This is a genomic window from Alterotamlana spongicola (genome assembly GCF_035818475.1).
GTDB lineage: Bacteria > Bacteroidota > Bacteroidia > Flavobacteriales > Flavobacteriaceae > Cognatitamlana.
The window spans coordinates 1,309,954-1,334,942 of record NZ_JAYMGV010000001.1 but is presented as its reverse complement, the minus strand read 5'-3'; the positions used below and the strand labels follow the sequence as shown (position 1 = coordinate 1,334,942).

Annotated in this window: 22 protein-coding genes; 11 read left to right on the top strand and 11 right to left on the bottom strand. The window is 35.5% G+C overall.

The features are described 5' to 3' along the window. Positions 1-28 precede the first annotated feature (28 nt). The 3 genes from sufD to VOI54_RS05810 all read left to right on the top strand — a co-directional run bounded on the left by sufD (position 29) and on the right by VOI54_RS05810 (position 3,517). Positions 29-1,342 (top strand): Fe-S cluster assembly protein SufD, encoded by a 1,314-nt coding sequence (gene sufD, locus VOI54_RS05820; RefSeq protein WP_326281780.1) that lies wholly within the window; start codon positions 29-31, stop codon positions 1,340-1,342. Between the two features lie 111 nt (positions 1,343-1,453). Continuing rightward, positions 1,454-2,668 carry an aminotransferase class V-fold PLP-dependent enzyme gene (locus tag VOI54_RS05815; RefSeq protein WP_326281779.1) on the top strand — a complete coding sequence of 405 codons (1,215 nt, stop codon included), beginning with the start codon at positions 1,454-1,456 and terminating at the stop codon, positions 2,666-2,668. A gap of 51 nt (positions 2,669-2,719) precedes the next feature. Beyond that, complete coding sequence (locus tag VOI54_RS05810; protein WP_326281778.1) at positions 2,720-3,517, top strand: META domain-containing protein; 798 nt, start codon at positions 2,720-2,722, stop codon at positions 3,515-3,517. 23 nt (positions 3,518-3,540) lie between these two features. Here VOI54_RS05810 and VOI54_RS05805 read toward each other — a convergent pair whose 3' ends face one another. Continuing rightward, positions 3,541-4,635: an AAA family ATPase gene (locus VOI54_RS05805; RefSeq protein WP_326281777.1), complete on the bottom strand. Its 1,095-nt coding sequence runs from the start codon at positions 4,633-4,635 to the stop codon at positions 3,541-3,543. Between the two features lie 261 nt (positions 4,636-4,896). Here VOI54_RS05805 and VOI54_RS05800 point away from each other — a divergent pair, with 261 nt between their 5' ends. From VOI54_RS05800 to VOI54_RS05785, 4 genes are all read left to right on the top strand, one after another. Further along, on the top strand, positions 4,897-5,319 hold the full coding sequence (locus VOI54_RS05800; RefSeq protein WP_326281776.1) for a SufE family protein: 423 nt from the start codon (positions 4,897-4,899) through the stop codon (positions 5,317-5,319). A 70-nt stretch (positions 5,320-5,389) separates the two neighbouring features. Next, entirely contained in the window at positions 5,390-5,713 is a 324-nt protein-coding gene (locus VOI54_RS05795) for an SUF system Fe-S cluster assembly protein (protein WP_326281775.1), read from the top strand. Between the two features lie 37 nt (positions 5,714-5,750). Continuing rightward, positions 5,751-6,257, top strand: coding sequence for a DUF2480 family protein (locus VOI54_RS05790; protein ID WP_326281774.1), 507 nt, complete (start codon positions 5,751-5,753; stop codon positions 6,255-6,257). Positions 6,258-6,388: 131 nt separating this feature from the next. After that, complete coding sequence (locus tag VOI54_RS05785) at positions 6,389-7,315, top strand: DUF3078 domain-containing protein (protein ID WP_326281773.1); 927 nt, start codon at positions 6,389-6,391, stop codon at positions 7,313-7,315. Positions 7,316-7,417: 102 nt separating this feature from the next. Here the strand turns inward: VOI54_RS05785 and VOI54_RS05780 are convergent, their stop codons facing one another. Together VOI54_RS05780 and hflX are read right to left on the bottom strand one after the other, a co-directional pair. Further along, positions 7,418-9,676: a transglycosylase domain-containing protein gene (locus VOI54_RS05780; protein ID WP_326281772.1), complete on the bottom strand. Its 2,259-nt coding sequence runs from the start codon at positions 9,674-9,676 to the stop codon at positions 7,418-7,420. Between the two features lie 19 nt (positions 9,677-9,695). Then, positions 9,696-10,907, bottom strand: a complete 1,212-nt coding sequence (gene hflX, locus VOI54_RS05775) for a GTPase HflX (protein ID WP_326281771.1) — start codon at positions 10,905-10,907, stop codon at positions 9,696-9,698. Between the two features lie 73 nt (positions 10,908-10,980). Between hflX and VOI54_RS05770 the strand changes: the two genes are divergently transcribed. Next, positions 10,981-11,949: an endonuclease/exonuclease/phosphatase family protein gene (locus VOI54_RS05770; RefSeq protein WP_326281770.1), complete on the top strand. Its 969-nt coding sequence runs from the start codon at positions 10,981-10,983 to the stop codon at positions 11,947-11,949. 170 nt (positions 11,950-12,119) lie between these two features. On the opposite strand, the gene VOI54_RS05765 is transcribed toward VOI54_RS05770, so the two are convergent. Then, entirely contained in the window at positions 12,120-12,722 is a 603-nt protein-coding gene (locus VOI54_RS05765; protein WP_326281769.1) for a S24 family peptidase, read from the bottom strand. A 75-nt stretch (positions 12,723-12,797) separates the two neighbouring features. Between VOI54_RS05765 and VOI54_RS05760 the strand changes: the two genes are divergently transcribed. Together VOI54_RS05760 and VOI54_RS05755 are read left to right on the top strand one after the other, a co-directional pair. Continuing rightward, a complete protein-coding gene (locus VOI54_RS05760; protein WP_326281768.1) occupies positions 12,798-13,475 on the top strand; it encodes a response regulator in 678 nt (225 codons plus the stop codon). Positions 13,476-13,695: 220 nt separating this feature from the next. Continuing rightward, a complete protein-coding gene (locus VOI54_RS05755) occupies positions 13,696-14,028 on the top strand; it encodes a single-stranded DNA-binding protein (RefSeq protein ID WP_326281767.1) in 333 nt (110 codons plus the stop codon). A 251-nt stretch (positions 14,029-14,279) separates the two neighbouring features. Here VOI54_RS05755 and nadB read toward each other — a convergent pair whose 3' ends face one another. The 3 genes from nadB to VOI54_RS05740 all read right to left on the bottom strand — a co-directional run bounded on the left by nadB (position 14,280) and on the right by VOI54_RS05740 (position 18,793). Further along, positions 14,280-15,830 carry an L-aspartate oxidase gene (gene nadB / locus VOI54_RS05750; protein WP_326281766.1) on the bottom strand — a complete coding sequence of 517 codons (1,551 nt, stop codon included), beginning with the start codon at positions 15,828-15,830 and terminating at the stop codon, positions 14,280-14,282. 4 nt (positions 15,831-15,834) lie between these two features. Then, positions 15,835-16,761, bottom strand: a complete 927-nt coding sequence (gene nadA, locus VOI54_RS05745; protein ID WP_326281765.1) for a quinolinate synthase NadA — start codon at positions 16,759-16,761, stop codon at positions 15,835-15,837. Positions 16,762-16,984: 223 nt separating this feature from the next. Then, positions 16,985-18,793 (bottom strand): hypothetical protein, encoded by a 1,809-nt coding sequence (locus tag VOI54_RS05740; RefSeq protein WP_326281764.1) that lies wholly within the window; start codon positions 18,791-18,793, stop codon positions 16,985-16,987. Between the two features lie 295 nt (positions 18,794-19,088). Here VOI54_RS05740 and VOI54_RS05735 point away from each other — a divergent pair, with 295 nt between their 5' ends. Further along, entirely contained in the window at positions 19,089-21,680 is a 2,592-nt protein-coding gene (locus VOI54_RS05735; RefSeq protein ID WP_326281763.1) for a phosphoenolpyruvate carboxylase, read from the top strand. A gap of 21 nt (positions 21,681-21,701) precedes the next feature. Here VOI54_RS05735 and VOI54_RS05730 read toward each other — a convergent pair whose 3' ends face one another. From VOI54_RS05730 to VOI54_RS05715, 4 genes are all read right to left on the bottom strand, one after another. Continuing rightward, positions 21,702-21,866: a hypothetical protein gene (locus tag VOI54_RS05730; RefSeq protein ID WP_326281762.1), complete on the bottom strand. Its 165-nt coding sequence runs from the start codon at positions 21,864-21,866 to the stop codon at positions 21,702-21,704. A 343-nt stretch (positions 21,867-22,209) separates the two neighbouring features. Then, a complete protein-coding gene (locus VOI54_RS05725) occupies positions 22,210-23,439 on the bottom strand; it encodes an ammonium transporter (protein WP_326281761.1) in 1,230 nt (409 codons plus the stop codon). A gap of 25 nt (positions 23,440-23,464) precedes the next feature. Continuing rightward, positions 23,465-23,803 (bottom strand): P-II family nitrogen regulator, encoded by a 339-nt coding sequence (locus VOI54_RS05720; protein ID WP_326281760.1) that lies wholly within the window; start codon positions 23,801-23,803, stop codon positions 23,465-23,467. A gap of 105 nt (positions 23,804-23,908) precedes the next feature. Next, complete coding sequence (locus tag VOI54_RS05715) at positions 23,909-24,937, bottom strand: outer membrane beta-barrel protein (RefSeq protein ID WP_326281759.1); 1,029 nt, start codon at positions 24,935-24,937, stop codon at positions 23,909-23,911. Positions 24,938-24,989 lie beyond the last annotated feature (52 nt).

Genomic DNA, 24,989 nt, shown 5'->3' with positions numbered 1-24,989 from the left:
GAAAACCGAACAACTGAAGACTTAGAATATGGATTTAAAAGAAAAATTAGTATCATCATTTTTAGCATTTGAAAACAGAGTAGATGTAGATAGCTATGTACATGGTGTAAGATCTGAGGCTATAAAAGTATTTGAAGAAAAAGGATTTCCTTCTAAAAAAGAAGAAGCATGGAAATACACAGCCTTAAATTCAATCTTAAAAGAGGATTACAGTGTTTTTCCAAAGCAAGAAAATGCTTTAGAGTATAAAGACGTTAAGAAATACTTTATCCATGATATTGATACTTATAAGATCATATTCATAGATGGTAAATATTCCTCTCATCTTTCAGAAACCACTCATGATGGTATTGATGTTTGTTTAATGTCGGCAGCATTAACAAAGCCAAAGTATCGTCTGGTTATAGAAAATTATTTTAATAAGGCCGCCTCAAAAGACAGTTTACCATCGTTAAATACGGCATTCTCCAGTGAAGGTGCTTTTGTTCATATCCCTAAAAACAAAATCGCAGATAAACCTATCCAGATTTTACATTTTTCAACAGGGAATGAAACTGCAAATCTGTTGCAACCCAGAAACCTGATTGTTGCAGAAGAAAACAGCCATGTTCAAATCATTGAACGCCATCAAAGCCTAACAGACAATCCCGTTTTAACAAATAGTGTCACTGAGATTTTCACCAGAAAGCGTGCTATTGTAGATTATTATAAAATTCAAAACGATTCGTCTAACGCATCATTGATAGATAATACCTTTATCAAACAACAAAGAGAAAGTGTAGCTTCAGTACATACATTTGCCTTTGGAGGTAAATTGACTCGAAATAACCTTAATTTCTATCAGGAAGGAGAACGTATAGACTCCATTTTAAAAGGTGTTACAATTTTAGGAGACAAACAACATGTAGACCACAATACTTTAGTCCACCATGTTGAACCTAATTGCGAGAGCCACCAGGATTATAAAGGTATATTTGGAGACAGAGCAACCGGTGTTTTCAATGGAAAGATCATTGTTGAAAAAGAAGCACAAAAAACAAATGCCTTTCAGGCAAACAACAACATTTTAATTAGTGATAAAGCATCTATAAACACCAAACCTCAATTGGAAATTTTTGCTGATGATGTAAAATGTTCACATGGTTGTACCATTGGCCAACTTGATGAAAGTGCCTTATTTTATATGCAAACCAGGGGTATTCCTAAAAAAGAGGCCAAGGCTCTTTTAATGTATGCCTTTAGTAATAATGTATTGAGTTCAGTTAAAATCCCGGAAGTTAAATACCGTATAAACAAACTTATTGCCAATAAATTAGGAGTAGATATTGGATTTGATCTTTAAAATTATTTAAAGATACTTCCCGTTATCCGCCATATCTTTTTTATAAAAAAGAATAAGAGTTTATCTTGAGCGGAGTCTAAAAGACTATTACTGGCACCAGACATAAAAACTATGTTCAACGTAGAAGACATAAGAAAAGACTTCCCCATTCTTTCCAGAAAAGTAAATGGAAAACCCTTAATGTATTTTGATAATGCTGCAACATCACAAACCCCACAGCAGGTTATTAATACCCTTGTAGAATATTACTCTAACTACAATGCTAATATTCATCGTGGTGTACACACGTTGAGCCAGGAAGCTACGGACTTATATGAACAAGCTCGTCAAAAAATACAGAAGCATTTTAATGCTAAATTTTCACATGAAATCATTTTTACTTCAGGAACTACACATGGTATCAACCTAATAGCAAACGGCTTTTCATCATTGTTAAAAAAGGAGGATGAGATCATAGTTTCAGCACTGGAACACCATTCCAATATAGTACCCTGGCAGATGTTGTGTGAGCAAACAGGCGCCGTACTAAAAGTCATTCCAATGGATGAAGACGGCACCCTTATCATGAGTGTTTTTGATGAATTACTCTCAGAAAAAACAAAACTGGTCTTTGTAAATCATATCTCAAATGCTTTAGGAACTATTAACCCTATTGAATACATTATTGAAAACGCACATAAGGCAGGAGCTGCTGTTTTAATTGACGGGGCACAGTCAAGCCCACATATAAAACCGGATGTGCAAAAACTAGATGTAGATTTTTATGTAGCCTCAGCTCATAAAATGTGTGGACCTACAGGTGTTGGTATGTTATATGGCAAAGAAGAATGGCTAAAAAAACTACCCCCTTACCAGGGTGGAGGAGAAATGATTGCCGAAGTAACCTTTGAAAAAACCACATATGCAGAGTTACCACATAAGTTTGAAGCCGGAACACCAAATATTGCCGGAGGCATTACTTTTGGAGCAGCCATAGATTACATGAATGGTATTGGTTTTGACCATATTGCCAGCTATGAAAATGAACTCCTGGAATATGCCACAGAAAAACTATTACAGATTGAAGGCTTAAAGATCTACGGAACAACAAAAGAGAAAACTGCTGTAATCTCATTTAATTTAGAAGGTATTCATCCTTATGATGTTGGCACCATTTTAGACAAATTAGGCATTGCGGTTAGAACAGGGCACCACTGTGCACAGCCTATCATGGACTTTTATAAAATTCCAGGAACCGTTAGAGCTTCATTTGCATTTTATAATACCAAGGCTGAAATTGATGCTTTAATAGAAGGCGTTAAGAAAGCTAAAATGATGCTGTCTTAGATCTTTGGCGTTATTTTTGTACCTACCTAACTCTAAGCAAAATACATCCGGATGAAGTATACATTATTGGTTTTCAGTATGATGGTATTACGTTGTTGCTGGGGACCTACAGATTTTCAGTTAATGTTAGAACAACAAAAAGATACTACCCTATTAAAAGAACTCAATGGCACATACCATATTGACCGTTTGAAAGGTGAAGACATATCATCCTTTAAATTGGATATAGATTTTAACAACAATACCCAACAAGTATCTGGTTTTTCCGGCTGCAACCGTTTTTTTGGGCCATTTTCGTTAAAAAATAACAAACTAGAATTTGGAGCTTTAAGCTCTACCCAAATGCATTGTAATGAAACGGAAAACGCTATTGAAAAAAAGCTTCTCAAGGCTTTTGAAAAAGCCAATTTAATACTCTTTACAGATAATGGGTTTTCATTGTACAACAAAAAGAAGGTATTACTGTCTGCTACAAAAACAATGGCTCCATACGAGTCAATTATCATAGACTACACTTCTTCTTCCCGGGGGAGCTATCAAAAAATCATTGTAAAAAAAGAAGGTGTTTCCGTATCACAAAAACGAGGTAAGGTCAGTCCATTTAAAAAACATGAAGCCTCAGATTGGAACAAACTTCTAAAAAACTTGCAAGCTATTGATTTGGATACCATTCCAAACTTAGTTGCTCCAAGTAAGGATTTTCAATTTGACGGTGCAGCAATATCAAAATTGAAAATCATATTAAATAATAAAACCTTTGAAACTCCTAGTTTTGATCATGGTAATCCGCCTAAGGCAATAGCCTCATTGGTAAAAGACATTTTATCTATGGCTGAAAACATGAAATAGAAATAACTGTTCTCAAACAATTTTTAGCTCACTTTAAATTTTTTTAAACTAAAAGAAACTACTTTATTATTCTCAAAATGAACATAAAGAAAGTTCTTTTTAAGAAAACTAAATTTCTTGCTGATCCTATACATCCAAACATCACTATTCATATCATTATACACCTGACCTAGTTTTATTTTAACTTCATTTTTGGAAAGATTAATTAAACCATCATAATTTTTTGTTTGTATGCCCCTATTATTTGCATTAAGCCTTTTATCTATATTTAATATAAAATCTAAGTCTTCAATAATATCCTCTTCTATAACTTTTAAAAATGTCTTATTAGTTGCAGAATAAGCCTCTTTTACTATCATGGTGTTATTTACATATATTTCATTAGCTAAATTTAAGTAACTGATGGCCCCGGAAGAATTGGCATCATATTCAATTATAGGTTTTCCAAAAGCTGCAGCTTCGGCCAATTTTATATTTTGAGGTATTTTCGTCTTTAAAGTCAGTTGTTCAAAATGCTCAAAAATAGTTTCAAAAATATGTTTATGCTCTCGTATAGATTTATTGTACAGGGTAATTAAAATACCTTCTATGTCTATTTCCGGGTTTATATCTTTTTGAATACTTTTTAAAACTGTAAATAATTTATTTAAACCCTGAAATGCAAAATACTCACATTGTACTGTAACAAGAACAGAATGACATGCAGCAAGAATATTTAAAAGAATACTGCCTAATGACGGGGGACTGTCTATAATAATGTAATCATAGTTTTGTTCTATTGAACTCAATTTTTCCTTAATTAAATAATAAGAATCCCTCAAGTTATTTTTATGATCAACTTCAAGCTTTGATAAATCTATGGTAGTAGGTATAACATCAAAATACAGGCTTTCATTACCATAAATACACTGTTGGTGCTTACATAAGTTTGCAAGCCATTGATAAAGCCCATATTCTATATTCTCCATGCCCAACCCCATTGTTGTGTTAGATTGAGGATCAGCATCAATCAATAGTACTCTCTGCTCCAACACCCCTAAACTGGCCGATAAATTTATTGCTGTAGTTGTTTTTCCAACACCTCCTTTTAAATTGGTTATTGCTATAATTTTAGCCATTCATTACAGGATCCATCATTTATTGTAAATATAATAGTAACTACAGCACTTATAAATTACCATATGTTAAATAATATGTAGTGCTTTGCCCCTATAACTTCATGATTCCAGCCTCTCTTCTTTTATCGGCATTATATAAAATAAACTGCTGAGAAGATCGGGTTCTGGCACGCAACTAATCTGAAACTTTTAGTGTTATCTCTCCCTAAAAGATTGAATAGCAACATTTGTTATTGTATTTTTGCATAAAAATTTGTGATTGTGAGTATTGAAGATATCCAAAATGAAATAATAGACGAATTCTCAATGTTTGAAGATTGGGAAGAACGTTATCAATATATGATTGATCTGGGGAAAGATTTACCCTTAATAGACGACCAATATAAAACGGATAACAATATTATTAAAGGTTGCCAAAGTAAAGTATGGGTACATGCCGAAATGCATGATGATAAAATAGTGTTTACAGCCGATAGTGATGCCATTATTACCAAAGGCATAATTGCTATTTTAATCCGGGCGTTTTCAAACCAACACCCAAGAGATATCATTCATGCTGAAACTGATTTTATAGATCAAATTGGCTTAAAAGAACATTTGTCACCAACACGTGCCAATGGTTTAGTGAGTATGGTAAAGCAGTTAAAAATGTATGCTATTGCCTATCAAACACAACTTAGCTAGTTTCTGTTAGTTATAAGTCTTGCTAAATAAGGCTAAACAACAAACATTTAAAAAAATAAACTGTAAAAGAATGAGTGAAATAATAGATACAGCCCAATTAGGCGAAAAAATAGTAAACGTCCTTAAAACCATTTATGATCCTGAAATTCCAGTAGATATATACGAATTAGGATTGATCTATGATGTTTTTGTAAATGAAGATTATGATGTAAAGATCTTAATGACCTTAACCACCCCAAACTGTCCGGTAGCAGAAACACTACCTTTGGAAGTAGAGGAAAAAGTAAAATCACTTAACGATGTAAAAGATGCCGAGGTAGAAATTACATTTGATCCACCCTGGACTCAGGAACTGATGAGTGAAGAAGCCAAGTTAGAGCTTGGTATGCTTTAATACGCATATAAATTTTGCTAATTGGAAAGACCATAACATGCCCGACAGTATTATAAATCGCGTAGCGAACAGCAAACTGATCACTATTGACCTGGAAGATTATTATCCGGAAGGAAGGCGTCTTCTGTTTGATATAAAAGACTGGTTATACGAAGGGCTTGTACTTCGTGAAAAAGCGTTTAGAGATCAGGTTGCAGCATTTGATTGGAGCCAATATAAAGATTGTTATATTGCTTTAACCTGTAGTTCTGAGGCCATAATCCCGGGATGGGCTTTTATGCTGTTAAGTATCCACCTTGAGCCATTTGCAAAAAAAACGGTTATAGGGAGCCTTGAAAACCTTGAAACCTCCATCTATCAGGATATTATAAATACCCTTGATGTTTCAGCTTACAAAGACAGCCCCGTAATAGTTAAAGGCTGTTCTAACAAGCCTGTACCCCAAAATGCCTATATCATGCTCACCAACAAATTAAAACCGATAGCCAGGTCAATTATGTATGGAGAAGCCTGTTCTTCTGTACCGCTTTACAAAAAGAAATAAACGTATTGTATTAAACCTGATCAAAACACATAATCGGGTCATATAAATAATCACTTAAATGTTTACGTGGATTATTCTTTCAACTTAAAATTAACTTATATTTGCACCCCTTTTTATTAAAAACTATACAAATGAAAAAAACGCTATTATTATTGATGTTTTTGGCAGGAATGGTTTCAATACATGCCCAAACAAAAGAAGAATTAGAAGCCCAAAAAGCAGAAAAACAAGCTGAAGCGGATGCTGCTACAGCTGAAGTCAAAGCTATCCAAACTAAAATAGACGCCCTTCCGGGATGGAGGATCCGTGCTTTTGGTACTATTGGTGGTAGCCTTTCAAACTTTAATAACTGGTATGCCCAGGGAGCCCCTAATAACACTTCAGGAAATATAGGCTTTACATTAAATGCTATTGCCAATTTAATTCAGCCTAAATACTTTTGGAGAAATGCGTTAACTACAAATTTAAACTGGGTAAAGCTTGATAACCGGGATGACCCTACAGACGATTCCGGTTTTAACCCAACAACCGATGTCTTTAATATTTCATCTTTATATGGTAGAAATATAACAAAAACATTAGCAGTTTCAGGGTTAATGGAATACAGAACCACCATACTAGACAACTTTAATGATCCTGGGTATTTAGATGCAGGTATAGGTCTTACCTGGACACCCATTCAGGATTTAGTGGTAGTAGTACACCCTCTTAACTACAATTTTGTGTTTAGTAAAGCAGATACTGTTTTTGAATCTTCTTTAGGAGCTAAAATCATGGCAGACTATGCTAAAACTATTGGAGCTATAAACTTTAAAACAAACCTATCTGCCTTTCAAAGTTACAAGAGCAGTAATTTTTCAAACTGGACCTGGACAAACTCATTCAGTTATACCTTATGGAAAATGATTGGTGTTGGTTTTGACTTTGGTTTAAGAAGTAACAAACAGGAGGCTTTGAATTATGCTTTAGCCCTGGATCCGCCAACAGCGACAGATTTTGATGATGTAGATAATAAATTACAAACTTATTATACCATTGGTTTAAGCTATAAATTTTAAACCTAGAAGATACAAATCCTATAAAAAATGCGCATCTTATGGATAGCGCATTTTTTATTTTTATCTCTGGGATTTTTTGAAGCAATTACACCTATCTCCCCTTTAATTTGTTCCCTTAAATTTTTTCTTCCTGGTCTTACCTTGAAATAATCGTTTTAAAAATGAGTCGCGCTTTTCAGGCTCACAATTCAAATCCTCTAAAACTTCCGGAGAGGCCTTTTTAAATCTTGCTTTTGTAATGGTATTAAACTCAGAGTCTGCATTTAATTTCTGATAAAATTTGGCAAAAATGGGTAAAGCAGAGTTGGCCCCCTGCCCCATTGCTGTGGTTTTAAACCCAATAGCATGATTATCATTCCCTACCCAGGCAACCGTAACCAATTTAGGAGTTATCCCAACAAACCAACCATCCTTATTATCTTGCGTTGTCCCCGTTTTTCCGGCAATATCATTTTTTAACTTATATGTGCTTCGCAATCTTGATGCCGTTCCGGAATTTACCGTAGATTTCATAAGTTCTACCATAACCTGCTTGGTATACTCTCCAAAGGCTACTTCCTGAGCCGGTTGTGGATCAAAACCGGCAATCACATTGCCGTTTCTATCTTCAATTTTAGTAATGTAATATGGCTTTACCGGCTTCCCACTATTTACATAACTTGTATAGGCCTCCACAAGTTTTTTTAAGTTTATTTCAGCAACACCTAAAGCCAAAGACGGTTCATTTGGCAATCCTTTTGAAATCCCTAATTTATTCACCTGTTCTAAAACCTCAGCAATACCAACCTTATTTAAAACTTTAACAGCAATAGTATTCACGGAATGACTAAGTGCTTTTTCCAAAGTGTAGTTCATATATGGGTCTTCTTCTTTACTCCCGGAATTCCCTGGGGTCCAATCATCATAATTGGTATAAGTAACTTCAGATAAGGAAAAATAAGTACATGGGGGCATGCCATTTTCAATGGCCGCTGTATACACAAAAGGTTTGAATGTAGACCCCACCTGCCTTTCACTCTGTGAAACGTGGTCATATTTAAAATATCTGTAATCAATCCCTCCAATATAGGTTCTAACGGCCCCGCTTAGCGGATCTACAGACAACATTCCTGTATTCAAAAACTTTAAATAGTATTTTAAGCTGTCTTTAACACTCACATTCTGAATAGTATCTCCCCTCCAGTCAAATAATTCCATATCCTGTTTTACGGATAATGAATCTTCAATTTGGGCATGGGTTAACCCCTGTTCTTTATATAACTTATACTTGGGCAGGTTTTTAAAAGCCCTGTCAATAAGAGCTTTATTTCTTAACCAGGGAGCCTGTTTTCCATAAGAAGCCTCATAATCTCTTTGCAATGTACTAAGGTGTGCTTTCATGGCCTCTTCAGCCATTTGCTGCATCTTATAATCTAAAGTAGTATGGATCATTAATCCGTCTTTATACAGGTTGTATGGCTCGCCTTCCGGAGTTTTAATAGTATCTAATATAGCCGTTAATTCTTTTTTAACAGCTTCTCGAAAATAAGGAGCTACCCCAAGATCATGATGGAAAGAGCGATAATCTAAAACTAACGCTGTACCAATCAGGCTATCTAAAACCTCTTGTTCCAAATACCCGTACTTAAGCATTTGGTTCAATACCACATTACGTCTGCTTTGGCTACGTTCTAAATGCGTTCTTGGATTAAAATAACTATTAGCCTTAAGCGTTCCTACCAAAGTGGCTGCTTCGGCTGTTGTAAGCGCCGTTACCGGTTTATTAAAAAACTTCCTGGAAGCACTCTCAATACCATAAGTATTATCTGAAAAGGGCACGGTATTCAGATAAAGAGTTAAAATGTCATTTTTGGTGTAAATAGCTTCTATTCTGGTGGCTATTATAGACTCTTTAACTTTATTGACCACCGTACTAAACATAACATGCTGTTTTCTCCCAAATAGATTTTTAGCCAATTGAAGTGTTATGGTACTACCGCCTCCTGCCGATTTATCCCGTAAAATAATGCTTTTAACAAATACCCGTAATAAGCTGACATTATCTATACCGTCATGCTCATAAAACCGGGCATCTTCAGTAGCAATAAGTGCGTCAATAAGATGTTTTGGAAAATCTTCAAAGTGTGCTGGCTGCCTATCATAGATATAATACTTTCCTATTAAATGGCCATTTCTATCCAGAACCTGAGTAGCTGCTTCCTGTTTTATGGATTTCAACTCTTGAGCCGTAGGTAACTTCCCAAAAAGCCCAAGGTAAATGCTAAAATACAAACCTAAAAAAAACAACAGGGCAACTGCAGTTATGGTCAATAGCCCTTTCACCCATTTATTTCTAAATATATTTGAAATTCTACCAACCATTATAACAAATTAAAACTGCTTATTGCCCTTCTTCGTAATCGGGGTATAAAAAATGATTGTAGGGAAAGCGTGTGACGTGTATTTCCCTCACCTCAGCATATACACGCTTTTTAAAATCTTCCAGGTTTTGTTTATTGATCGCCGATATAAACAATGCATTGTTCCCCACTTTACTCATCCAGGTACTTTTCCACTCGTCTAAAGCGTAATGCTTTTGGGTACGCTCGGTTTCCAGGTCTTCCTCGTCAAAAGGTTCAGCAGTATAAGCATCAATCTTATTAAAAACCATGATGGTTGGTTTATCGCCACTTTTTATTTCGCCTAAAATCTTATTTACAGACTCAATATGCTCTTCAAAATTTGGATGCGAAATATCCACAACATGAAGCAGCAAATCGGCTTCTCTTACTTCATCCAGGGTACTTTTAAAACTATCCACCAACTGTGTAGGCAACTTTCTTATAAACCCTACGGTATCTGATAATAAGAAGGGCAAATTCTGGATAACTACTTTTCTAACCGTAGTATCCAACGTAGCAAAGAGCTTATTTTCCGCAAATACCTCACTCTTACTAATAACATTCATTAAAGTAGATTTCCCTACATTGGTATACCCCACCAAAGCTACTCGAACCATTTTACCACGATTACCGCGTTGTACTGCCATTTGCTTGTCAATGGTTTTTATACGTGATTTTAAAAGGGCTATTTTATCTCGTACTATACGCCTATCGGTTTCAATCTCTGTTTCCCCGGGTCCACGCATTCCAATACCCCCTTTTTGACGCTCAAGGTGTGTCCACATGCCTCGTAACCTGGGCAGCAGGTACTCGCATTGTGCTAGTTCTACCTGTGTTCTGGCATAACTGGTTTGTGCGCGCTGTGCAAAAATATCCAGGATCAAATTGGTTCTGTCTAATACTTTTACATTAAGTATCTTACTGATATTACGTTCTTGTGCCGCTGATAATTCATCATCAAAAATGGCCGTACTTATATCATGTGCTTCTATATAATGACGCACATCTTCCATCTTCCCTGAGCCGATAAACGTTTTAGGGTTGGGCATATCCATTTTTTGGGTAAAACGCTTTACGGCGTAACCACCGGCTGTGAACGTTAAAAATTCCAGCTCATCTAAATACTCTTTAGATTTTATTTCGTCCTGGTCTTTAGTAATTATCCCTATTAAAACAGCTTTTTCTAAAGCAACCTCTTTCTTTTCAATCATATAAATAAATATGTGCAAAGTTACATAATTGTACCCATTTTAATTTTTATAATTTTAAACCTATTTTTGGCTTATGATAATACCTTTTGAAGATATCCCCATCCGTCACAATATGCAGACCGTTGCATTTTATAATGTCGAAAATTTATTTGATCTAAAAGACAGCAAACACACTCATGACAATGATTTTCTGCCGGGCTCGGTTAAAAACTGGACGCAGAAACGCTATGATAATAAATTAAGAAAACTGGGTTTTACCATTTCTAATATCGGGCGTCGCGAAACCGGAAAACATCCTGCGTTGGTTGGTCTGGCTGAAGTTGAAAACAAGCGGGTGCTTGACGATTTACTGGATTCAAAACATCTTGACGATTTGCACTACAACTATGTGCACTATGATTCTTTAGATGAACGCGGTATTGATGTGGCCTTACTGTACAATGAACGGGCCTTTGAGGTATTGCACTCTGAAACCTTTAGTATTTATTTAACTGATGACGATGGTTCTACTGATTATACCCGTGATATTCTACTGGTTTCCGGGCTATTGGATGGTGAGCATGTTCATGTGATTGTTAACCACTGGTCCTCCAGGCGCGAAGGTGCTAAAGAAACCGAACATAAACGTATGTCTTCATCTAATAAAGTATCTGAAATCATTGAGGGTTTACGGCAGGACAACGACGATGCTAAAATTATTGTTATTGGTGATTTTAATGACGACCCCCACAGCCAAAGCATTCAGCAATTGGTAGAAGCCCGTAGCCTTTTTAATCCTTTTGAAACTCTTAGAGCTTATAACAGGGGGACCGTAAAACATAGGAGGCAATGGTTTTTGTTTGATCAGATTATTGTGTCCACCAATTTTTTTAAGAGCTCAAAAGATCAATTTGAATTTTTTAAAGCTAATATTTTTGATGAGGACTTTTTAAAACTGTTTAAAGGCCCTTTTAAAGGCGCCCCGTTCAGAACCTATGTTGGCAAAAAATACAAAGGCGGTTATAGCGACCATTTCCCGGTCTATACTATTTTTAAGAAGTAAAACCGGTACTCAGGGTTTGCAAACTAGCAGTGTGTAATAATTTTACTTATAATTAAATCTTGTTTAATAATAAGTAAAATTAAATTCTTGACCATAATATAGCAACTAAGCTTTGAGTTTTAATTCACAGGCTATACTATATTAGTATATACCGGAAGCCAATATGCTTTTTAACTCATAGAATTAATTCGTATTGAGGCTTTTACCAAAGCAAGTGCCTTTATCCTGTCCCGGGATATATGCCGGTCCTGGTGGTGCTGGTTTTGAGATACCAGTTTCACCCAGTTCTCGCCTTTCTCACTACGTTGTATATATTTTACGGTTATGTATTCTTCGTCTTCTGTAGATACGGACAGCAGGTACATTTCTCCCCAAAAGATATCGTTTCCTATATCATAAATTTGTTTATACATGATTATATCACCACTTTTAAGCAAGGGGTACATACTATCTCCGGTAACTTTTATGGCCCCGTCACATTTTGGCAGGTAGGGAATTTTGATAAAATCTATAGGTGTTTTTGTTTCCGTATCATTAAACAGAGGTACTAATCCTGCAACAGCCTCTATATCATAAAGGGGTATGGCTTGTGCGTTATTGATAACGGTATCTGTTCGAAGTGTGAAAACCTTGTTTGGCTGTGTGTTGTCGGGTGTCTTTTTTATGGTTTCTGAATCCCCAAAAAGGGTGTTAATATCAAAACCTTTATGTATTAAGTATTCAATATACTTAAATGGTATAAATTTTCTGTTTCCGGATTCCAATATGGACACATCTTTTTGAGTCGTTCCTATTTCAGCTGCAAATTCAGACTGACTAAGCTTTAATCTACTTTAAACCCCTCAACCATGAACAAACCTCTTAATGTCCTTATCCTTGAAAATCAACCTTTAATCTCATTCTCCCTTAAAAGTGCCTTTCATAAGATCAACAGTTCTTCCAAAGGATTAGATTTTAAAATATTTTTGGCTAAAAGCTGCGAAGAAGCCCTTCAGCTCATTAAAAAACCACATTTAAATAAGGCCATTGACCTAGTACTCTTAAATATTAATTTACCCCCATCAGGCCTTAATAAGCCTTACTTTGCAGATGACCTGGCCGTAGAAGTAAGACAATGCTCACCTAAAACCAAATTCATAGTACTTACTAACCAGTGTGATAATTACCGGGTTAATACCATTATAAGAACTTTTAACCCGGAAAGTATTTTGGTGCATACCGATATTGACTTTAAAGAACTTATCCTGGCCATTGAAACGGTATTACACGAATCGCCTTATTACAGCAAGGCCATACTTCAGTTTATGAGACGTTGCATAAAAAACGACTTTATACTAGACCAGTCAGACCGCTTAATTTTATATTATTTATCTAAAGGCACTAAAGCTAAAGACCTACCTAAACTGATCAATTTATCTGAAAGTGGTGTAGCACGGCGCAAACGCATTTTAAAAGAGGTTTTTAATGTTGAACGAAATAATGACGGCAGGTTAATTGAAATTGCCCGAGAAAAGGGAGTTATTTAAAAGAGTTTAGTCTTTTTCTAAAACACCAAATAAAATCCCATTACTTATTACAACATCTATTAACTTTTCTTAAATATTATTCGTTTACAAACGACTACAAACATTTACAAACGATTTTAATTAAGTAATAACCGAATATCATTTGGATGCTAACTGATCTTTGCCTTGTCGAAACATAAGAACTCGATAGTATCAATTGTTTAACACAAAATTTAAAATTATGAACACGCTTAGAAACAAAGTACAGTTGATTGGTAACCTTGGAAATGATCCTGAAATCATCAATCTTGAATCGGGAAAAACCTTAGCAAAATTTAATATTGCTACTAATGAAAGTTACACCAATAGTAATGGTGAAAAAGTAACGGATACGCAATGGCACAATGTGATTGCCTGGGGGAAGACCGCTCAAATCATAGAAAAATACGTCGGTAAGGGAAAAGAAATTGCTATTGAAGGCAAGCTGACCTCCAGAAGCTATGATGATAAAGACGGCAATAAAAGGTACATTACTGAAATTGTTTGCAACGAACTACTTATGCTTGGAAAATAGCACCTTTTTTGCCCCTAATATTTGAAGGAGGTTGTTTAAAATATCTGTATGTCAAGCTGAACTTATTTCAGTTTCTTTAAACTATTGACAACACAAACATTTTGTAATTCTGTATTACATTCAGAATGGCAAAGGTTTAAGATATTCTTTAGACAATCTCCTTTGTTTTTTTAACAGTTTCACCAGATCATTAAAAATAAGCCCCAAAGAACACCCCAAGCTTCACTACCTTAAGACTGATAGTTAATGATTTATAAGTTATCTATATTATAATAGCCGCCTTTATTTTCTTTGCGTTCTAAAGACTGCCAAATAATTAAGTGGGATACATTTATCATATTCCGCAGTTCACAAAGCGGTGTGCTTACTTTAGATTCTTTATAGAGGTCTTCAACTTCATTATAGATAACATCCAACCGCTTAACAGCCCTTTTTAAACGCTTATTACTTCTTACAATACCTACATAATCACGCATTATAGCCTGTACTTGTTTTAGGTTATGTTGAATCAGTACATGTTCTTTAGGGCTAATTGTTCCTTCATCATTCCAATCAGGAATAGCAACCTTACAGGACACATTATCACTATCTGCCAGATGCTTATATATGTTATGCGCATACACCAGAGCCTCCAGTAATGAGTTAGATGCCAGCCTGTTGGCGCCATGTAAACCGGTTCTGGTACATTCTCCACAAGCATATAAATTGTCAATAGTTGTTTTCCCTACTTTATCTACTGTTACCCCACCACACAAATAATGTGAAGCCGGAACTACAGGAATCCAATCGGTTTTAATATCTATATGATAGTCTAAACATTTATCATAAATATTCGGGAAATGCCTGATAAATTCGTCCATATCTAAATGCGTACAATCCAGATAAACATGGGTATCTCCTGATTTCTTCAGTTCGTTATCAATACATTGTGAAACTATATCTCGTGATGCCAGTTCTGCCCTGTCATCATAATCCGGCATAAACCTGTGTCCGTTCTCATTTCTAAGATAAGCTCCAAATCCTCTTACGGCTTCTGAGATTAAAAATGCAGATCCTTCATTATGATCATATAAAGCCGTAGGGTGAAACTGAACAAACTCCATGTCCTTTATCCGGGCTTTAGCCCTGTAAGCCATGGCAATGCCATCTCCTGTGGCTACTACAGGATTGGTTGTGTGGCCATAAACACGACCTATTCCCCCTGAAGCCAATAGGGTATTGTTGGCCTTAATGGTGAATATTTCTTCCTGCTTCTGATTGAAAATATAAGCCCCATAGCAAATTAACTCTTCAGGGTTAGCATTTTTTATGTGGTGATTTGTAACTAAATCAATAGCAAAATGATGTGATAGAATAGTAATATTTGATAATTGATGGGCCTTAGCCAATAGGGCCCGTTCTATTTCAAAACCGGTTATATCTTTATGGTGTACTATTCTGTATTCTGAATGCCCGCCTTCTTTTCCCAAATCAAACTTACCGGCATCATTGACATCAAAATTTGCTCCCCAAAGCAGCAGTTCTTCCAAACGATCCGGGCCTTCTTTGATCACCATCTTTACAACGCCTTCGTCACAGAGTCCGTCGCCGGCAATCAACGTATCCTTTATATGCTTTTTAAAGGAATCTTCCTCTTTATTTAATACCACCGCCACGCCTCCCTGAGCGTACTTGGTATTGGATTCATCCTCGTTAGCCTTGGTAACTATTACAATTTGTCTTGTCGGGAATTTTTCTGCTATTTTAACAGCAAATGTTAAACCTGCAACTCCTGAACCTATAACTAAATAATCAGCAGTCATCTTATTATTTTGACAACTCCAACATACGTTCTATAGGTAACAGGGCCCGATCAATTATAGCCGGGTCAACTTCTATTTGTGGCGACTCGTCCTTAAGGCAGTCATACAATTTTTGCATGGTGTTCATTTTCATAAAATGACACTCACTACAAGCACAAGTATTATCTTCTTTAGCTGGAGCCGGCACCAATTCGGTATTAGGCATCTCAAGTTGCATTTTATGCAAAATACCGGCTTCTGTTGCTACAATAAATTTTTGATCCTGATGCTCTTTTACATAGTTTATCATACCAGAGGTAGATCCTATATAGGTGGCAGTATCTAAAATATGGGTTTCAGATTCCGGGTGGGCTATAATTTTATAATCCGGGTATTTTTTATGCAGCTGAATCAATTTTTCCATAGAAAAAGCCTCATGAACCACACAGCTTCCATCCCACAACAGCATATCTCTGCCGGTTTCATTGATAATATAACGCCCCAGGTTTTTATCTGGTGCAAAAATAATAGGGGTCTCCTTTGGAATAGACTCTACAATTTTTAAGGCGTTTGATGACGTACAAACTATATCACTTAGGGCTTTAATTTCAGCTGAACAATTCACATAAGTAATTACGACATGATCCGGGTGTGCCTTTGTGAATTTTTCAAAGGCTTCCGGGGGACAAGAATCTGCTAATGAACACCCCGCATTTAAATCTGGTAGCACAACTGTTTTTGAAGGATTTAAAATTTTAGCTGTTTCTGCCATAAAATGCACGCCTGCAAATACAATAATATCGGCATCTGTTTCGGCAGCTTTTTGGGAAAGCCCTAAACTATCTCCTACATAATCAGCAATATCCTGTATCTCACCTATTTGATAATAGTGCGCAAGAATTACAGCATTTTTCTTCTTTTTAAGGCGTTGTATTTCTTTTACTAAATCCATTTTAATCTTTGAGAATAATTACTAAATGTTACCATTGGCCTAAGTTGACCAACAATAAAGTTACAAATATCCTAATTAAAAACTTCAATAAAATGCAAATTGGATAAAAAAAACCTATGAATATAAGACCATCAGTTTTTTTATCAAATCATTAAACTTTTGTTAAGCAAAGACTTAAATAATTAGTAAAAAGAGATAAGCCTTTTCAGCAAAACAGCCCTGATCAGGCCTTAACTGTTAAATTATGAATATCTAATTGAATTTGGTCTAATATAGCCTCATTCCTTTCAAGCTCCATTTGAACAGCTGTTTTTATATCCTGAAAGTTGCTTTTAACGTCCTGAAACAACCCCTGATAATAGGCTACACCGCTTTTCATATTTGCTGTAAATGTTTTCAGGTATTTTTCCTCCTTTTTATTCATAGACGTTCTAGCGTCCTCTAATTTATTTTTTAAAAAATCAATGTAAATGTTTAGCTCTTTAATAAATACATTAGGCCGGTCTTTTTTTGATACCATATTATCTCTTCCATAAATATGATCCGTAATATTTTCAAGACTCATCACCTTTGAATAGTAGGCCATATTAGGCCCCGGACATATTGAAACGCCCTCGCCTTCTACTTTGGTTTCCAGGTCATACTTCAATAATGCAGAGGTACCAAGACCTACACAGGTACAGGATTTTTCAGTGATCTTGTCAAATTCTTTTTGATACTCTTCCGAATCCAGATCCTGATCATCAAGTGCCTTGATCTTTAAATATTGATATTCTCTTGATGCCGTACAAATACCGGTTTCTTTGAATTCCTTGTTCATAGCAACAAACTTTTTAGGGCATGAGCTCCCGGGCCTGTTCTTATCAATTAACGTTTGCTTTTCCTGGTCTTTAGTGTTATTCTTTAAATTATTAAAAGGCACCCCCAAAGGAGAAATATCACTTAAATACAAATCTTTCTCCTGAGCTTTTGCTAATTTACTCAGGGTATCAGCATCAACAGTAGTAGCTTCAGGAACTAATAAAAACGGACTGCCCCAACCTACAGAATCTAAATTATAATGATCTAATAAAAAAGCGTGCTCTTCTTCTGTTCCCACACCTCCTTGTGCGGTTATTTGGATGCGCAATGCCTCACCGGGCACTACTCTATTTTGGTTTTCAAGTTCTTGATGCAATACCTTTTGAATAGCTTCCTGAAGCTCCTGACGCTTTTCTTTAAATTCTGCCAAAACCGGTCCTAATAAATACCCATCTGTTGCAAAAGCATGCCCGCCACAATTTAGCCCGGATTCTATTCTATATTCAGAAACCCAAAGTCCTTTTTTTGCCAAAAACTTACCTTGTATTAAAGCTGACCTATAATCACTTACTTTTAAAATAATGCGCTTTTTAAAATTTCCGTTTTCATCCGGAAAGAAATCGTCAAACTGCCCCATATAACTATACAGCCTTGGGTTCATTCCCGCAGACAGTACTACAGAAGAATTTAATTTACTATGAGCAAAGCCTCTTAAAGCGGCATGAGCATCATTATATTCAACCGATAATTTTTCATCTTTCCTGTAATTATCTTTATCTACCTTGGTCATGATATTAACATCAATAGAACCCATAACCAAATTCCTGGTAGCCCATGATTTGATTTCAGAAAAATTAAACCCTTTTGATGTGAGTTTTTTAAATTCAGATTTAAGCTTTGAATTATCCGGAAGCATATGAATATAAGCCAAAAGCTCATCGCCTTTTTTTGCCGTCATGTCTTTTAAGGATTCAAACTTCTTATCAGCCAGATCACTGATTAAATTCAAATAAGAGGTGATTCGTTTTGCTCTAAAATCTTCTATTTTATCTGTAATTTCATGGTAAGGAATCTCAAATTTCTCACTGTACATTTTTCTTAGCTTCTCCAGTAATATATCATCAACCAATGAAACCACAGAATCCATGCCGTATTGCGCCACTTTCAGAGGAGTATCTATTGTAAACCCTATCCCCATCACAGGAATATGAAATGAATGTGCTTTTTTCATACCTAAGTTATTAATCGGCAAATATAACGTGGCCATCCAGCTCAGAACATGATAAATATCATACTTTAAAAGTCACATTTCTTTATTTTATACCAAACTTTTTATAATATTCTCTTTTTGTCAAATCTGATTTTTCAGTGTACTGCCATTATAAAAATAAGAGCATAGTTGCCTTTTTTTTTAATTATTCACAAATAGAATTCAGCAAACAACAAAAATTGACAAAACTTTGAAAAGACTGTGTGTTTCGGTCTTTCTTCACTACTTTTATGCTTAATTTTTATAGATCGATACCATGCCAGTAGAGCCAAAATTAACCAGATTCAATCAGAGTGTTTTATCAAAATATCAGATATACAATAGTATATTCATGACCTTACCTTTTGATGCCGTAACAAAAACAGGAGTATTACTTCCTTTGTTTCACGAGACTTGCAAAAAAGGGTTTGCCAATGGTGACACGCCAACTACTATTGTTAAAACGTTCTTTGAAAAGTATCAGGCCCGCAGAAATGAACAAAGCCAGATCAACTTACTTTTCAGGTTTATTCAATATATAGAAAGACAGGTTGTTTTGTTTGATGCCATTGAAGATGCCGCTTTCCCCGTTGTAAACAATATGGACGGTGTTGGAACACTTAGATATTTAAAAGAGTCAACTATTTCTGAAGGAAAACTTGAGGAGTTAAAACAATATCTTGAGGAATTTAAAGTGCGTATTGTATTAACAGCGCACCCAACACAGTTCTACCCCGGTTCCGTATTAGGTATTATTACAAATTTAACTCAAGCAATAAAAGACAACAACCTTTCTGAAATAAATAATTTATTTGGACAATTAGGAAAAACCCCTTTCTTCAAACATAAAAAACCAACACCATACCAGGAGGCTAAAAGCTTAATATGGTATTTAGAAAATGTGTTTTATAAAACCTTTGGAGACATTTACAACTATATCCAGGCTAACATCTATGATGATGGCAAAAAGCACAATGATATTATTAATATTGGATTCTGGCCGGGTGGAGACCGAGATGGGAACCCTTTTGTAAAACCGGAGACTACGCTTAAAGTTGCTAAAAGACTAAAAAAGTCTATTCTTAAAAAATATTACGAAGATCTTAAGGATCTAAGAAAAAAACTGACTTTTAGAGGTGTTGAGGAGCGTATAATTCGCTTAGAAACCTTAATGTATGAGTATAGCATTAATTTAAAAAGTAAGAAAGCCATTAGTGCAAAAGAGCTGAGAAAAGAGCTTTTAGATATTAGAAATATTATTGTTGAACAACACCAGTCACTTTATGTGAATGAAGTTAATAACCTTATAAATAGAGTACATCTTTTTGATTATAGGTTTGCAACTTTAGATATTAGACAAGACAGTAGAATTCACCATAATGTTTTTACCACGGTAATAGATCATTTAATAGCATCAGGAAATTCTTCTTTCCCTGCTAATTATCATGACCTGTCTGAAAGTGAACAGATTGACATCTTATCAAAAGCGAGTGATTCTATTGAGGATTTAGAAGTGTTCGAGGATGAAATGGTTAGAAACACCTTAAAGACTATAGCTATTATCAAGGACATTCAGGAGAGTAATGGTGAGCGTGGTGCAAACCGATATATAATTAGTAACAACCAAACAGCACTTAATGTGATGCAATTATTTTCTATGCTCAAAATAGTAGCATTTAAAGATCATTTGACTGTAGATGTAGCGCCTCTCTTTGAAACCATTCCTGATTTGGAAAATGCCCCTGGTGTTATGGAGCAATTGTACCAAAACCCGGAATATATGGCGCACCTGAGAGCCAGAGGCAGCAAACAACATATCATGCTTGGCTTCTCTGACGGTACAAAAGATGGTGGTTACCTAATGGCTAACTGGGGTATTTACAAAGCCAAAGAGTTGCTTACAGAAATGTCCAGAAAATATGATATCACAGCCATATTTTTTGACGGACGTGGCGGACCACCAGCACGTGGAGGTGGAAAAACACATAACTTCTACTCGTCTTTAGGCCCAACCATAGAAGATAAAGAAGTACAAATAACTATTCAGGGGCAAACAGTAAGTTCTAACTTTGGAACAAATGACTCTTCTCAATATAATTTAGAACAATTAATTAGTTCTGGTATTAAAAATAGAATTGATGGCGAAAAGAATCGTTTATCTGATGAAGATAGAACTGTCATGAATGAATTGGCGGAAACCAGCTACCAAACGTATAAAGATTTTAAGAGTCACCCTATGTTCATTCCTTATTTAGAACGTATGAGTACCTTAAAATACTACGCTAAAACAAATATTGGAAGCAGGCCTTCTAAACGTGGTAAGTCTGACAAATTAGTGTTTTCAGACCTAAGAGCCATTCCTTTTGTAGGGTCATGGAGCCAGTTAAAGCAGAACGTGCCTGGTTTTTATGGTGTAGGTACCGCATTAAAACAATATGAAGACCGTGGGGAGTTTGATAAAGTAGAGCAGCTTTATAAAAACTCTAAGTTCTTTAAAACCTTACTAGAAAACAGTATGATGTCTTTAACCAAATCATTCTTTGATCTGACAAAGTACATGTCAAAAGACGAAGAGTTTGGTGAATTCTGGAATATTATTTACAAAGAATATCAAACCACCCAAAGACTGCTTTTAAAACTAACAGGGTACCAGGAATTGATGGAAAACGAACCTTCGGGAAAAGCCTCTATTCAAGTTAGAGAATCTATTGTTTTACCATTATTGACCATACAGCAGTACGCTCTTAAAAAGGTTCAGGAACTGAATAAGGCCGGAGTTCCTGCCGATAATGAAGAAAGAATGATTTTCGAAAAAATTGTGACCCGTTCTCTATTTGGTAATATCAATGCCAGTAGAAATTCAGCATAATTTAAATCGTCAAAAGTTTATCTATACAAAAGCCCTCATAACCATGAGGGCTTTGTTTTTCTTAAAATCTACCAATAATACAACCTGGAAATCAATCAGGCTTGCGCTATTAAACACCATAAAGCCTACATCTATTCTTTCTGAAAACCTTTGAAGCCTATCCTTTTGAGATAGCACTTCGCTCATACTTCGCATTAAGACAGTAAAACCTCAAGCCAAAAGCTGTATTTACACAATAACTTAGCATTATAACCATCAATCATACGAGCAGCAAAAACATTTTGAAATAATCTTATCAAGGCATGTCTATTTCAGAGGTATATTTTGATTATCTTAATTTGATAGTCAAAAAACCAAAATTCCGTTACCCAAAATTTATCCATCACCTCACACAGTAAGACTATTTATAAATCATTCAGGTATTTTGTTTTCTGAAACAGTATTCCAAAAAAAAGGAAGCCTTGCAATTTGCAAGGCTTCCTTTTATAAAATTAAACTTTATAATAATATATAAGCAGTTAACTATTTATTAATGCTCATTCATTCTGAAATCAGAATAAGCACTCATTCCGTGTTCATGTCCGTCTAAACCTTCCAGCTCTTCTCTTTCAGACACTCTAATTCCAACTGTTTTCTTAAGCACAAAAATAATAAGGAATGCAGATACAAGACAGAACCCAGCATAACAAGCTACACCAATTAATTGCGCTATAAAAGTGTGCTCTGGGTTAGTAGAAAATATCCCCACAGCAAGCGTACCCCAAATACCACAAATTAAGTGTACAGCAATAGCACCAACCGGATCATCAAGTTTAATAGCATCTACACAACTTACAGCAAATACAATAAGCACACCAGCAATAGCACCAATTAAAATAGCACTCTCAGGTGTCATAACATCTGCACCGGCAGTAATACCAACTAAACCTCCTAAAATACCATTTAAGAACATGGTTAAATCTAAATTCTTAAATTTTAAGAAAGATACCAAAGCGGCAACTACACCACCTGCGGCAGCGGCTAAACATGTTGTAACTAAAGTTAATGAGGTTAATTCAGGATCAGCAGAAAGTACAGAACCTCCGTTAAATCCAAACCATCCTAACCAAAGGATTAAAACACCGGCTGTAGCTAATGGTATATTGTGACCAGGAATTGCCTGAGGCTTTCCTTCTTTAAACTTCCCGATTCGAGAGCCTAATAAATATACCGCTACTAAAGCCGCCCATCCACCAACAGAATGCACTAAAGTAGATCCGGCAAAATCATAAAATCCTAGCTGATCTAAGAATCCACCACCCCATTTCCATGAACCAGCAATTGGGTAAACCAATCCTACATAAAGTACTGTAAAGATCATAAATGGTCCTATTTTCATACGCTCAGCAACAGCTCCGGAAACAATGGTAGCCGCTGTAGCAGCAAACATACCCTGGAATAAGAAATCTGTCCACCAGGTATAACCACCATCAGCATATTCTGGTGTCATACCTCCTTCAGGAGCAGCAATACCAAACCCGGCAAAATCAAGGATCCCTGCAGAACCTTCTTCAAAACCAGGATACATTAAATTGAATCCTGCTATGTAATACAACAGTAATCCAACGGTAATAATGAATATATTTTTAAATAAAATGTTAATTGTATTTTTTTGTCTTGTTAACCCGATCTCTAAAAATGCAAAACCTGTATGCATAAAGAAAACGAGTGCCGTACAGATCATCATCCATACGTTATTAGCTGTAAATAATCCTTCCATAATTTAAATTATTTTTAAAATGTTTTTATTTTAAAGTGTCACCACCTTTTTCTCCTGTTCTTATTCTATAACATTCATTGATGTCTGATACAAATATTTTACCATCACCAACTTCACCGGTTCCGGCAGAACCTAGAATAGCTTTAATAGTAACCTCTTCAAAATCATCATTTACAACGATTGATAAATGTCTACGTTGAATATCACTTGTACTGTATGATACTCCTCTGTAAACATGTCCTTCTTTCTCATTCCCTAAACCGGTAACATCCCAGTAAGAGAAAAAGTTCACACCTACCTCGTGAAGTGCTTCTTTAACAACACGATATTTGGATTTTCTAATAATTGCTTCAATTTTTTTCATAATACTCTTTAGTTTTAATCGTTAGATTTCAAAAGTAGAAAAATAATCAGGGTTAGTTATTAAGAGCATAAAGCCCCCCGGCTTTATGCTCATTATATATTGTTCTTAGAATGAATAGATCGCAGCTAAAGTGAATGCCGCTAAGTTATCAGACAGAGTTCCTTGAGAATCTTTAATGTAAGGCATACTATTGCTCCAAGAATCTAATCTTACCTCTGGCTTGATTGTTAAATTCTCTACAGCATAGCTACCAGTTAACGTAAGCGCTAATACACTTGGTAAATCGTCAACATTTTTTGCATGTAATGAAAAGTACTCCCCTCTTAAACCTACGCTAAACGCATCAGATGCCGCAAGTTGTGGGTATAATGCCGCTCCATAAAAACCGGCATCATTACTGGTTTGGTATGCACCGTTAATTCCTAAGAAGAAAGAATCTGTTAAATCAAAACCACCGGTATAGTCTATTTCAAATCCTAAGACCTCTTCATCATCATAGTAAAGGTTTAAGAACTGACCTGCATAACCTAATTGTGCTCCAAAAGCATAACCTCCGGTTAAGTTATTATTAACATCTGTTGGATTCATTACAGCAAGCATTAAGCTAAAATCATCAGATAAAGCAAAATCTGCTTTTAATCCCACATGAGAAAATGGTCCGTTAGAGAATAAATAAGACGTACTATAGTTAAAGTTAGCTACCGGAGAAATCACCTCATACCCTAAGAATGTATTAAAACGTCCTAAAGTTAGCGTTGTGCTTTCAGATACATTCCAGTAAGCATATAATTGATTTACATAAAATTCTCTATCACCAGGGATTACATCATTAAAAGGACTAATATCATAATCACCACCTACAGCTCCAATACCTCTGGAACCAAATGCTAAATCAGCTACAGCACCCGTTTTTTCGCCTTCATAAGACACAATAATATTTGCCATACCTAAAGAAAATCCGGTTTGGTCTGCAAAAGAAGTTCCAAAAGATTGCTCAACATTATCAGGTGCTGTTAAATACGTTTGATAGTAAGCATCAACAGAACCACTAAGTGTCAATTTTTTTTCTGTTTCCTCTTGTGCAAATAATGCCGTTGCTACAAAAAGCATTGACAGTGTAAATAATTTTTTCATAATTGTTTTCATTTAAGTTGTTTTATTAATCAAATCTAAAGGGTTGTTATAG